The sequence below is a fragment of the Cupriavidus sp. GW823-FHT07A04 genome (assembly GCF_058794615.1).
Map to the genome: position 1 here is coordinate 276,318 of NZ_JBXAHA010000010.1, position 12,272 is coordinate 288,589.

A 12,272-nucleotide genomic window follows, 5' to 3' on the forward strand; every position below is an offset into this window, starting at 1 on the left:
CGCTCAGTTGGCCGAATCGACCAGGGTACGCGCCTCGATCACCTTGCTGCGGTAAGCCTCGAAGATGGCGCGCAGCGCGTCTTCCATGCTGACCTCGGGCTTCCAGCCGAGCTCTTCCACGGTGTTGTCGATCTTCGGCACGCGGTTCTGCACGTCCTGGTAGCCCTTGCCGTAGAAGTCGCCCGAGGAGGTTTCCACGATCTGGGTCTTCTTGGCTTCTTCCGCGTACTCGGCGTAGTCGCCGGCCATCTTCAGCATCATCTCGGCCAGCTCGCGCACGGAATGGATGTTGCGCGGGTTGCCGATGTTGTAGATCTTGCCGGTGGCGATGCCGTTCGGGTTCTCGATGATGCGCATCAGGGCGCTGATGCCGTCGGTGACATCGGCAAAGGCACGCTTTTGCGCGCCGCCGTCCACCAGCTTGATCGGCTCGCCGCGCACGATGTGGCCGAGGAACTGGGTGACCACGCGCGAGGAGCCTTCCTTCGATTCGAAGATTGAGTCCAGGCCGGCACCGATCCAGTTGAACGGGCGGAACAGGGTGTAGTTCAGGCCTTGCTCCATGCCGTAGGCGTGGATCACGCGGTCCATCAGCTGCTTGGAGCAGGCATAGATCCAGCGCGGCTTGTTGATCGGGCCGCAGATCAGCTCGGACGTCTCGGGATCGAACTCGTCGTCATGGCACATGCCGTACACCTCGGAGGTGGACGGGAACACCAGGTGCTTGCCGTACTTCACGGCGGCGCGCACGATCGGCAGGTTGGCTTCGAAGTCGAGTTCGAACACGCGCAGTGGCTGGCGCACGTAGGTGGCGGGCGTGGCGATGGCCACCAGCGGCAGCACCACGTCGCACTTGCGGATGTTGTACTCGATCCACTCCTTGTTGATGGTGATGTCACCTTCAAAGAAGTGCATGCGCGGATGGTCGATCAGGTCGCCAAGGCGATCGCTGGACATGTCCATGCCGTAGACTTCCCACGACGTGGTTTCGAGAATGCGGCGCGTCAGGTGGTGGCCGATGAAGCCGTTGACGCCAAGAATCAGGACCTTTTTCATCGGTTTTCCTCTTTGGACAATGCGGTAAGAAATGTGGAAAGCGCGGCAGCCGAGACGGGCGCGGGTTGGGCGCCATCGTCCAGCAGTTCGCGTACAAGGATCAGGCCGCCATCGCCGCACACGCCGACGATCTGCCCGTCGATCACGTGCAAGCCCGGGCGGGCGGCGCTGGTGGACTGCAATGGGGCTGCTCCGGCTGCGCTGCCGGCATGCGGCAGGCGCGCCTGCGCCACCACGAAGCGGCGCGAGCCGACATCGGTGAAGGCGCCGGGATAGGGCGGTGCGACTGCGCGGATCAGGTTGTAGACCTGCGCGGCCGGCTGCTGCCAGTCGATGCGGCCGTCCTCCGGCTTGCGCCCGGAGAAGTAGCTGCCTTCGGCAAGGCGGTTGGGCAGCGGCGTGATGTTGCCGGCCATCATGGCGGGCAGGGCGCGCCATAGCGTTTGCTCGGCGGCCACGGTCACTTTCTCGAAGACCTCGCCGGCGGTGTCATCGGGCAGGATCGGCACTGACGTCTGGTCGACGATGAAGCCGGCATCCGGCTTGGCTTCCATCGCATGCAGCGTGGCGCCGGTCTCGCTTTCTCCGTGCAGCACCGCCCAGTTCACCGGCACGCGGCCGCGATACTTGGGCAGCAGCGAGCCGTGCATATTGAACGCGCCTTGCGGCGCCAGCGCCAGCACTGCCGCGGGAATCATCGCGCGGTAGTAGAAGGAGAAGATCACGTCGGGGCGCGCCGCGGCCACTGCGGCAGCCAGCGCCGGATCGGCCGGGTCTTCGCCGTAGGTGACGGGCAAGCCGAGTTCGGCGGCGGTATCGGCAACGCGGCGGAACCAGATGTTCTCATCCGGGCGGTCGCGGTGCGTGACGACCAGCGCCACTTCCACGCCACGCGCGTGCAGCACGCGCAGGCAGCGGTCGCCGACGTTGTGATAAGCGAAGACTACTGCGCGCACGGGACCTCCGTCGCCTTTTGCTGTTCCGGCGTGCCTTCCAGCACCGCCTGGATGCGGTAGCGCGGACGGTTGCGCACTTCCTGGTAGATGCGGCCGATGTACTCGCCCAGCAGGCCGATGCCGAACAGCATGATGCCAACCAGGAAGAAGTTGAAGGCGAGCAGGGTGAACACACCCTGCACTTCCGCGCCAAGCACGAAGCGCCGAACCAGCAGCACCGCCACCAGGCCCGCCGATGCCAGCGACAGCAAGGTGCCGATGGCGGAGAACCACTGCAGCGGCACGATGGAGAAGCCGGTTACCAGGTCGAAGTTCAGCCGGATGAGCTGGAACAGCGAATACTTGGATTCGCCGGCGTGGCGTTCCTCGTGCTCGACCACGATCTCCACCGGATTGGAGGAGAAGGTATAGGCCAGCGCGGGGATAAAGGTATTGACCTCACGGCAGGCATTGATGGTGTCGACGACATTGCGGTCGTAGGCACGCAGCATGCAGCCCTGGTCGGTCATCTTGATGCGCGTGATGCGCTCGCGCAGCCGGTTCATGGCGCGGGACGCAATGCGGCGGAACGCCGTGTCGTTGCGCTCGCGGCGGATGGTGCCAACGTAGTCATGGCCTTCGCGCATGGTTGCCACCAGCCGCGGGATTTCCTCCGGCGGGTTTTGCAGGTCGGCATCCAGCGTGATCACGATCTGGCCGCGGGTGTGCTCGAAGCCGGCCAGGATGGCCATATGCTGGCCAAAGTTACCGTTGAACAGCACGACGCGCGTGGTGTCCGGGCGCTTGTGAAACTGGCTGGCCAGGATCTGTGCCGAACGGTCGCGACTGCCGTCGTTGACGAAGATGATCTCGTAGTTGCAGCCGAGCCCGTCCATCGCCGGGTAGAGCCGGTCGAACAGAGCTTGCAGGCCATCTTCCTCGTTATAGACGGGAATGACGACGGAGACTTCGACAGGGCTCATTTGAAGAGGCGTTTGCATGTTTCACTAAGAGTTGCGCATACCCGCTCCACGTCGGCGGCTTGCATGGCGGGGAACATCGGCAGCGTGACGATGCCCCGTCCGATGCGCTCGGCGTGCGGCAGCATGCCTTCGCGCCAGCCCAGGGAGCGGTAATAAGAAAACAGGTGCACGGCGGGATAGTGCACGCCGGTGCCGACGCCTTGCTCGCGCATGGCCTCCATCACCGCGGTGCGCCCGCCTTCGATGCGTTCGGCCGGCAGCACCACCTGGAACATATGCCAGTTGGTGGTGGCCAGCTCGCCGTCACGCGGCAGCGGCAGCTCGATGCCGAGTTCGGCCAGGCCGCTGCCGGCGGCGCAGCGGTAGTACGCCTCGGCCAGTTCGGCGCGGCGTGCCGTGATGGCGTCAAGTTGCGCCAGTTGCGACAGGCCGATGGCGGCGTTGACATCGGTCAGGTTGAATTTGCCGCCGGGCTCTTCCACGTCCATCCCGTCCATGCCGGTACGGATCACGCCTTGCAGGCGCAGGCGTTCGGCACGTTCGGCTTCTTCGGGCGAGTTCATCACCAGGCAGCCGCCTTCGACGCTGGTGATGTTCTTGTTGGCCTGGAAGCTGAAGCTGACCAGGTCGCCGAAGGCGCCGATGCGCTGGCCGCGCCAGCGCGAGTCGATGGCCTGCGCGGCATCCTCGATCACGCGCAGGTTGTGCTTCTTTGCGATGGCGTAGAGGCGGTCCATATCCACCGGCAGGCCCGACAGGTAGACCGGCATGATGGCGCGGGTACGGGGCGTGATGGCGGCTTCCACGGCATCGAGATCGATATTGCGCGTGCGCGGATCGATGTCGACGAAGACGGGCTTGGCGCCCACCGTGATCACGACATTGGCAGTGGCAACCCAGGTGATCGGGGTGGTGATGACTTCGTCGCCGGGGCCGATATTGGCCACGCGCAGCGCGATTTCCATCGTCGCTGAGCCATTGGCGAAGGTGCGCACCGGGCGGCCCCCGAACAGCTCGGACAGGGCGGCCTCGAAGGCGTGCATCTTGGGGCCGGAGGTGATCCAGCCCGAGGCCAGCACCTTGCCCACCTCGGCGATGGCAGCGGCGTCAATATTCGGCTTGACGAAGGGCAGGAAGGCTTGCGCAGCGGAAGCGGTCATGGCAATCAGGCTCTTGTGTCTTGTGTCTTGTGGCGATGGTGCGATGGTGCGATGGTGCGGTGATCAGGAACGCGCGATGAGAAACACGCCAGCGAGGATCAGCAGGATGCCCGCTACGCGCAGGGGGCCGATCATTTCACCGAACAGCCACCAGGCTGCCAGGGCGTTCACGACGTAACCGAGCGACAGCATCGGGTAAGCGATCGATACATCGACCCGCGACAGCCCGACGATCCACACGCCGACGCTGACTACGTACAGTGTCAGGCCAGCCAGTACCGGCCACTGCGTCAGCACGCGAAACGCCGTGGCAAACAGCGTCGCGCGCTCGATGGTGATTGCGCCCACGGCGTTGGTGCCGGCTTTGAGCAGCAACTGCGCGCACGCATTAAGCAGCACGCCGGTGAAGATAAAAGCGAAGGTAGAGAGCGTCATGGCGCGCGGTTCGGTTCTTGCTGCGGGGCCGCCGGCGCCTGGCCGGGAGGCGGGAAGTTGGTGACCGCGACGCGGCGCTTGTCTTGCCCGATCTTGTACATTGGCACCTTGCGCTCTTGCAGCATCTTGTAGGTGGCAGCCGACATGATGCCCACGGCGTGCTGACCATCCTGCCATTTTGCAATAAAGGCATCCAGCGTGGGGAGCCATTTCTGCGGCTCCTGCTTGGTGCCGAACTCCAGTTCGTCCGGCCATTCCACCATGATGGTGGTGCGGCGCAGGTAGTACGGCAGCGTGTGGTCCAGCATGCGCACGCCGTAGATCGGCATGTCATCCGTCAGCACGGCGTTGATGGCGGGCACCATGTCCACGCCCGAAGTCTGCCGTCCCATGACCTCGTGGCCCAGCAGCGCCACCGTGAAGCTGGTGAACAAGCCGAGCGAGTAAACGGTGATGCTGACCATCAGGCCCTTGCTCGCCAGCAGCTTGCGCGCGAGGAACACGGCGCCGAGCATCAGCACGAAGGCGGCGCCGACCCAGACCGCGAACAAGCGGTACAGCTCGTTGGGCGTGTTGTCGGAATTCAGCGTGGCCACCACCGGGCTGGCCAGCAAGCCGATTGCCGCAATGACCAGCATGCCGTTGAGCTGCCGCTTCCAGCTGCGCTCATCGATGTGCTGCAGCGCCACGGCTGCCAGCATGCCAAGCGCCGGGAAGATCGGCACGATGTAGCCGGGCAGCTTCGAGCCGGACAGGCTGAAGAAGACAAAGATGGCGATGGCCCACACGGCCAGCAACAGCGCCGGCTGGAATGGCCGTGCCGGCGCCACGCGTGCCGCCGCGCCTTCGCCACGGACCACTTGCCACATGCGCGGCGCCAGGCCCAGCCACGGGATGAAGCCCGCCACCAGCAACGGCACGAAGTACCACAGCGGGCCTTTGCGCGAGTGTACCGTCGAGGTATAGCGCTGCCAGTGCTCGTGGATAAAGAAGAAATTCAGGAATTCGGGGTTGCGCTCAGACACCAGCCAGAACCAGGGCACCGTGACGATCAGCATCAGCGCGATGCCGGTGATCAGGTGCAGGCGGCGCCACAGGCCGAAGTCGCGCGAGATCAGGGTGTAGATGACCAGCACGAGACCGGGCAGGGCAATGCCTACCAGCCCCTTGGTCAGGATCGCCACGCCCATCGCTATCCAGCAGGCCCACATCCAGTAGCGCCGGGCGGCCGGCGTCGCAGCCGGGTGCTGCGCGAGCAGCATGAAGGCCAGCACGCAGGCCATGGCGCCGGACAGCGTCATGTCCAGCGAGTTGAAGTGCGAGGCCACGCTCCACATCGGCGCGGCGGCCAGCACCAGCCCGGTCAGGAAGGCGGCCCGGAAGCCATACCAGCGGTGGGCGGCGAGCATCGAGACTACAAGGCCGACCATGCCGGACAGCGCCACGCACAGCCGGGCCTGCCAGTCGCCTACGCCGAACACGGTGTAGGACAGCGCCGTCACCCACATATGGAAGGGCGGCTTCTCGAAGTACTTGAGTGCGTTGTAGCGGATGGTTACCCAGTCGCCGGTAGAGAACATCTCGCGCGCGATCTCGGCATAGCGGCCTTCATCGGAGCGCAGCAGGTGGCGAGCGTCGAGCGTGCCGAACCAGACCAGGAGAATAAACAGGCAAACCAGGACGATGGTGGTCGTGGGCAAGCCGGCAGATTGCGAAACACCTTGTGCGGTGCTTCGCGAGGTGTCTCGCGAGGTCACGGAACTACGCATACGTCTCCTGGAAAGGGATCGGGTGACCGCCCTGGCTTGCGCACATGACGACCGGTTCTCGGGCTTGCGGGGTGTGGCGATCCGCGCGCTGGCGGACCGGGTGGCTTGTCCCGCCTGCTGCCACACAATCATTGCATTGGCTCGCGATGGCGCGGCCACTTGCATGATGATTAAAGCTTGGTAATACCGCCTTGGCACCGCTAAACAGGCGGCGTCAGGCTGTTGCCGCAGCGTGCGGCCGGGCTGCTTGACGGTTTCGGGCTGCCTGCGCAGCCGGCGAAAACATCACAACGCAGCAGCGACTGCTTTGGTAGACAAAAAATGAAGGCAAGCGATCGTGCCCGTTGCCATGCGCCTTCTGCTTTGTCCGTCTTTCTAGCCGTTACCCCATGGCCAACCGTGGTTGCCAAGTGGCGCGGCGCGCAATGTTAGCACGACCGCCGCAACCCGCCGTCGCGCGCGGGGTCGGCGCACGCGGGACGGCCCGGGTAGCACGCGCGGCTTAGCTGGAAAGTGTATTAATCGGCATGTTTCTGGCGCGACGCAAGCGCAGCGAGACGCCGATCAGCAGAATGCCGCAAACCACCGCCCAGGCTCCGATCATCCACAGCACCGCCAGCGCGCCGGCAAGGGGTTGCCACAGCAGCAGGAAAGCGAACACGATGCTCACCAGCCCGGCCAGGATCAACCACCATTCATTGGGAATGTCCTTGCGCAGGCGGATCGCCGCGACAATTTGCAGCACCCCTGTGGCAAGCGTCCAGGCGGCGATATATAACAGCAGGGAAAACGCCGTGACCACGGGGCTGAACCAGGTCAGCAAGCCCACGCCCAGGCCAAGCAGGCCTTGCAGTGCAAGGATGCCGCGGTCGCTAGCCTCGCGCTGGCTGCCCGAGATGGCCATCAGCAGCGCGCTGACGCCGTCGGCGGCGGCAAAGGCGCCAAACAAGAGCACAAGTGCAGCCAGTGTGGCAACAGGTGCGAAAAACGCACAAATCCCGAAAAGAACGGCGAGAATGCCGCGCAAGGCCACTACCCACCAAAGCTTGGCGTAATACTGAAGCATAGGAACTCCCTGGCAAGCTGCCCGCATGGGCCGGCAGCGACGGCGACCGACTAAGATTGCCGACACGCGCGGGCAAAAAAGCGCTAGTTTCTAGCCAGCGCGAGCTACAACGTCTGGCTGGCCTTGCGTGTGGGACACCGGGTCGGAACGAGCGGGGGCGCGAAATCATTCTAGACAGGATTCATGTGAGGACAAAGGCGCAACGGTTTAGGGCTGCTTCCATTGCCAGCGCAGTGCTGCTGGCCGTGGGCGGCCTTGCGCAGGCTCAGACAGTGGCGGTGGCCGCTGCCACGCCTGAGCAGGCGCCGGCGCGGGCGCTCGCCCCGCTGTGCGACGCGCCATGGTTCCGCTCCGGCTCGCGGGTGCAGATGGAAGGCGATGGCGCCATGCCCATGTCGATCACCATGACCTTGCGCCGGGCGACCAAGAACCAGACTGGATGCCGGGCGCAGCTCGAGGTGCGCTCCAAGTCGGCGCTGTCTGCCCTGATGGGGCCGCCGGTCATCATGGACCAGGTCCACATGGTCAATATCGACCGCCGCTCCGACTCTGCCAAGAGCAGTATCGAGAGCGAGCATGCCGTCATCAATGCACAAGGGCGCTATGCCCGCATGTACGGCGAAGCCGCCTTCAGGGGCCAGGGCGTGTTCAGCTACGCGGGCATGGATATCCACGAGGGCGGCACCCTGGAGGGCGAGGCGTTCGAGTCCAGCGTCTCGCTGCAGATCTATCCGGTGGGCGCGGACGAGGTCGTGGGAAGCATGCGGGCGCTATATGCCTCGATCAGCGTCGGATCCCGCCACGTGGGCAAGCGCCAGATGATCGATACCGTGCTGGGCCGCAAGGAGTGCATGCCGATCACCTACGAGAAGCGGACTTCGCTGGGGCCGCTGATGGTGGGGGAGGAGGTGGTGCAGGTGGAGCCCACGCTGATGCACGTAACCGACTGGTATTGCCCCGCCGAGGCATTCGTGCTGCGCACCGAGATTCGCCAGCAGGACAAGGTGCAACGGATCGACGTCACGGGGATGGATCTGGATACGACTTCGCCCTGACGCTTTCCCCGCCTGCCAAAGCGGATTCTCCGGCAGCACATAGCAGAAAGCCCGCCAGTTTGAATTGGCGGGCTTTCTGTTGTCAGGGCGCCGGGTACCAGCGCGGCGCCCCTTACCGATCAGTTCGCGGCTGCGGCCGATGCGGCGGGCTTCTTGCTCTTGCTCTTCTTGCTCTTCTTGGTCGACTTCTTGGCCGGCGGCGCGGAGGCGTCGGTCAGGTCCGTGCGGGTGCTCTTGTTCGCGCCCTGGGAATACGGGTCGAACTTGTCACCGGACTTGGCACCCTGGCTATATGGGTCGAACTTATCGCCCGACTTGGCGCCCTGGCTATACGGGTCGAATTGCTTCTTCCCGGTCGATTGCGCCTGGGCAGCCACGGAGACGGCGCCAATGCACAGCGCGATGGCTGTCGCGACGAACTTGTTCATGTTTTCTCCTGGTAAATGCCGCCTTCCGGCGGTTCGAATACACGGAAACTGACGGCTAAGGCCGCCACGCCGATTGCGTGGGATACCGTTGCCGCGTTGTCCGCTGGTCCCCAGTGTCGCCAACATTTCGCCTGGCTGTCAACATACGCTGTATTGTGAAATGCACGCTTTGTATCGTCCTATGGAAAGCCGCTATTGCCTTTATCGCCAAGACTTGCTTGACGCTTGACGATCTATGTGCCTAATCGCACACTTTCCGTTTGCGTTAGGTGAGAAAAAGCCCCCGCAGGCCTGATGGCCTGCGGGGGCTTTGATTTTGGCGGATCGCCGGGCTTCGAAGGCCGTTATTCGGTCGCGACATCCGAAGGATGCTTCCACGCATCCCGGACTTCCGGACTCGGTGCCAGCGCAAGGTTGATGCTGCGGGCGCCGATTGGCTGCTGGAACCATTGCTTTTGCAGGGCGATCACCTGCGGGCCGGCGAATACCGATGCCAGGGTCTGGTCCACCAGTTGCTTCCACTCCGGATCGGCCTTGGACATCATCAGCGCATTCTGCTCGATCGACAGAGCGGGACCCACGATCACGAACTGCGAAGGGTCCTTGGCGCGGGCGCGCAGTCCCGACAGCAGTACATCGTCCATCACGAATGCCTGCGCACGTCCGGATTCGAGCAGCAGGAAGGATTCGCCATGATCCTTCGCGTAGATGTCATGGAAACCATACTGGCCCTTCAGGCGGCGCACATGGCGATCGCCCGTGGAGCCGGCGCTGGTCACCACGTTCTTGCCGCGCAGGTCCTCGAAGGATTTGATGCCCGAATCCGCGCGCACCAGCATGCGGACCGTGGAAATGTAATGCGAGACGCTGAAGGCGACCTGCTTCTGGCGCTCCAGGGAGTTCGTGTTGGGCGCGCAGTCGAGATCGACCAGGCCATTGACCACGGCGGGGATCCGGTTCTGCGGGGTGAGCGGCATCCAGCGCACCTTGATCGTTTTCAGCCCGAGCTTCACGCGCGCGGCCTCCGCGGCGCGCAGGCACAGGTCCACCGCGTAGCCTGCGGGCTCGCCCTTGTCGTTGGCGAAGGAAAAGGGCAGCGCCGATTCACGGTAGCCCAGCACGATGGTGCCGGTGTTGCGGATCTTGTCCAGCACCGGGCTTTGAGCCTGGGCGGCGTGTGGGGCGGAAATCGAGAGGGCGGCGGCAGCGACGAACGCTAGCTTTGCCAGCAGGCGGGAGGCACGGAACGTGCCGGCACTGGCGAATGTGGCAAACGAGAACATATGTCGAATATTTCAAAAATGGCGAGGCTACGCCCGTGGCCCGCTTCGGCAAAGTACATCTTTGTCATAAGCAAATATCGGCCCGGAGAGCCGCCTGGGCAAAGGCGCCCGGTCGGAAAGCGCACTACGCCGGCGGGTGGCGCCGAGCGCGCGGCCGCGCAGGCAGTCACAAAATTTCACGGTGGCTGGGTTGCGGTTTGATTGATGTGCGCGGTACGCTACCGGGTTCGCTGCATCTGTGACGTGCAGTGATCACGATCGTGAAGGGAATCATGAAGATTTCGCGCAAGAGAATCGCGCTTGGCACCGCCGCGCTGGCGATTGCCGCTGGTGTGGCCGTGCAAATGGTCTGGCACCCGTTCGGACGCGCCTGGAAGGGGCAGCCCCGCCAGCTTGAACTCGATTTCAGCCGCCCCGATGCGCTGGTCGACAGCGAAAGCCTGTCCAGCCTGCCGCGCGATATGCTCCGCGTGCCGCTGCTGCGCGATGTGCTCACCGAAGATTTCGTCAATTATTACGAAGACAACGAAGGCCGCCTGTCTGCCTCGGGCGCGTTGCGTCGCATTGCCTTCGAGCACGACCTGGACTGGGGCGATGCGTTGCTCAAGCGCGTGTTCGACGAACCGGGCCGGCTCATGGCCTGGCGCGGCGCCGATGGCACCTTGCGCTACTGGGCGTTGTCGATGGAGCGCAACGGGCTGGCCAAGGTGCTGCAGACACTTGGCACGATCGCCCCGGCTGACACGCAGCTGAGCCGTGCCGGTGAGGTCGGCGGCACGCCGCTGTATGCGTTGCGGATCGGCCCGGCGCGCAGCCTGCTGCTGGCGGGCAAGGGCGATCGCCTGGTAGTGCTGTCGGAAGCCGGCATGCTGCTGGACGCGGAAGGTAAGCCCATCGGCGCCCGCGCCAAGGCGGTGGCCGCCTGGCTGTCCGACGATGCCGGCGCGCGCGAGACCCCGCTGCAATCGTTCGCGCTCGACGCCGCCAAGGGCCCGCTCAAGGGCCATCGCGTGCTGGTTGGCGCGAATTACCTCTCGTTTGGCTACCAGGCATTCTTCCCGGGCATCGAAGCGCTGCGTTTCGATTTTGCCGGCGCCGACTCTAAGTCCGACTCTAAGTCCGATTCCAAATCCGATTCCAAGGCCGGCGCCGATGATGCCGCCTGGCACAGCGCGGTGCTGGTCGATGGCGCGCGCCTGCCGGGCAAGTGGAACACGGCCGAACTCTGGAAGGCCTTGCCGGCCGACCCCGCGGCGTGCGCCACGCTGCCGGTGGACTGGCAGGCCGCAGGCAAGATGCTGCAGAAGGTCAGCGGCGGCAAGGATGAACTGGCTGCGCAGGTGGCCCAGGCCTTCGACGGGCCGGCTGCCGTGTGCTTGTATAGCAAGTCGGCGCTGGTGGCGCCGTTGTTCATGGCCCGGGTCAAGTCGGCCGATGCCGCTACCGCGCTGCGTCCGGTGCTGGCGAGCCTGTTCGAGCAAGTGATCGGCGCCTATGAACCCAATGCCGGCGCAGAAAAGGGCGCCTATGCGCGCCTGCCGGTGCAGAGCCGCCAGGGCGCGGGCGGCGCGGTGTTGTGGTCGCGCGCGGTCAGCTCGCCCTACGGCACGCGTGAGGGCAAGGGGGCGCCGTTCGCGGCGCAGCTTTCGGCGGGCGCCTATTTCCCCGTGACGCTGGCACTGGCTGGCAACACGGTGCTGTTTTCGCCTGACGGCGCGTTGGTGGATGACGCGCTGGCGGTGCAGGGCAAGCGCTTCCCCGCGGTGGCCGACACCATGCAGCGCGGCCAGCAGGCTCGTACCGTGCTCAGTTTCACCCCGTCGACGCTGGCGCCGCTGGTGCGGCGCGAAGCCACCAAGGCGTTGCCCGCGGACCAGGAAGCCCTGTTCCTGAACGCGGCGCGCGCTCACCTGTTCCCTAAGCTGAAGACCCTTGCGGCCTACCCGGCGGTCTCGCTTGTGCTGCCCGATAGCTTGCCTTCGGGGCGTGCGTGGGTGTCGGTGACCTGGCAGCAGGCAGGCACGCCGCCGCGCGGCGTGCTGGCCGCGGCCCCGTCGATAGCGCCGATAGCACCGGCACCGCAAGAGGCCGCGCAGTGATAG

Annotated in this window: 11 protein-coding genes; 2 read left to right on the top strand and 9 right to left on the bottom strand. The window is 64.8% G+C overall.

Annotated features, from left to right (window positions below; translation table 11 throughout):
- Positions 1 to 3: 3 nt before the first annotated feature.
- The 7 genes from AC1Q7Q_RS19440 to AC1Q7Q_RS19470 form a co-directional block, all read right to left on the bottom strand.
- The gene (locus tag AC1Q7Q_RS19440; RefSeq protein ID WP_052495092.1) at positions 4 to 1,056 is read right to left on the bottom strand and encodes a bifunctional UDP-4-keto-pentose/UDP-xylose synthase; all 1,053 of its coding nucleotides are present in this window, start codon (positions 1,054 to 1,056) and stop codon (positions 4 to 6) included.
- Positions 1,053 to 2,012, bottom strand: a complete 960-nt coding sequence (locus AC1Q7Q_RS19445) for a formyltransferase (protein ID WP_492374697.1) — start codon at positions 2,010 to 2,012, stop codon at positions 1,053 to 1,055. The genes AC1Q7Q_RS19440 and AC1Q7Q_RS19445 overlap by 4 nt, the downstream gene beginning before the upstream one ends.
- On the bottom strand, positions 2,000 to 2,992 hold the full coding sequence (locus AC1Q7Q_RS19450) for a glycosyltransferase (protein WP_459376337.1): 993 nt from the start codon (positions 2,990 to 2,992) through the stop codon (positions 2,000 to 2,002). Before AC1Q7Q_RS19450 ends, AC1Q7Q_RS19445 begins: the two co-directional genes overlap by 13 nt.
- Positions 2,971 to 4,134, bottom strand: a complete 1,164-nt coding sequence (locus AC1Q7Q_RS19455; protein ID WP_492374698.1) for a DegT/DnrJ/EryC1/StrS family aminotransferase — start codon at positions 4,132 to 4,134, stop codon at positions 2,971 to 2,973. Before AC1Q7Q_RS19455 ends, AC1Q7Q_RS19450 begins: the two co-directional genes overlap by 22 nt.
- 63 nt (positions 4,135 to 4,197) lie before the next feature.
- A complete protein-coding gene (locus tag AC1Q7Q_RS19460; RefSeq protein WP_043355625.1) occupies positions 4,198 to 4,569 on the bottom strand; it encodes a DMT family transporter in 372 nt (123 codons plus the stop codon).
- Positions 4,566 to 6,338 carry a glycosyltransferase family 39 protein gene (locus AC1Q7Q_RS19465; RefSeq protein ID WP_492374699.1) on the bottom strand — a complete coding sequence of 591 codons (1,773 nt, stop codon included), beginning with the start codon at positions 6,336 to 6,338 and terminating at the stop codon, positions 4,566 to 4,568. The genes AC1Q7Q_RS19460 and AC1Q7Q_RS19465 overlap by 4 nt, the downstream gene beginning before the upstream one ends.
- A gap of 502 nt (positions 6,339 to 6,840) precedes the next feature.
- Positions 6,841 to 7,404, bottom strand: a complete 564-nt coding sequence (locus tag AC1Q7Q_RS19470) for an HdeD family acid-resistance protein (protein WP_492374700.1) — start codon at positions 7,402 to 7,404, stop codon at positions 6,841 to 6,843.
- A 233-nt stretch (positions 7,405 to 7,637) separates the two neighbouring features.
- Here AC1Q7Q_RS19470 and AC1Q7Q_RS19475 point away from each other — a divergent pair, with 233 nt between their 5' ends.
- The gene (locus AC1Q7Q_RS19475; RefSeq protein ID WP_492374712.1) at positions 7,638 to 8,459 is read left to right on the top strand and encodes a hypothetical protein; all 822 of its coding nucleotides are present in this window, start codon (positions 7,638 to 7,640) and stop codon (positions 8,457 to 8,459) included.
- Between the two features lie 119 nt (positions 8,460 to 8,578).
- Here the strand turns inward: AC1Q7Q_RS19475 and AC1Q7Q_RS19480 are convergent, their stop codons facing one another.
- Both AC1Q7Q_RS19480 and AC1Q7Q_RS19485 read right to left on the bottom strand, forming a co-directional pair.
- Entirely contained in the window at positions 8,579 to 8,887 is a 309-nt protein-coding gene (locus tag AC1Q7Q_RS19480) for a hypothetical protein (protein WP_043355619.1), read from the bottom strand.
- A 344-nt stretch (positions 8,888 to 9,231) separates the two neighbouring features.
- Complete coding sequence (locus AC1Q7Q_RS19485; RefSeq protein ID WP_416052814.1) at positions 9,232 to 10,170, bottom strand: amino acid ABC transporter substrate-binding protein; 939 nt, start codon at positions 10,168 to 10,170, stop codon at positions 9,232 to 9,234.
- Between the two features lie 272 nt (positions 10,171 to 10,442).
- On the opposite strand from AC1Q7Q_RS19485, the gene AC1Q7Q_RS19490 reads away from it, so the two are divergent.
- Complete coding sequence (locus AC1Q7Q_RS19490) at positions 10,443 to 12,269, top strand: DUF2138 family protein (RefSeq protein WP_492374701.1); 1,827 nt, start codon at positions 10,443 to 10,445, stop codon at positions 12,267 to 12,269.
- Positions 12,270 to 12,272: the final 3 nt, after the last annotated feature.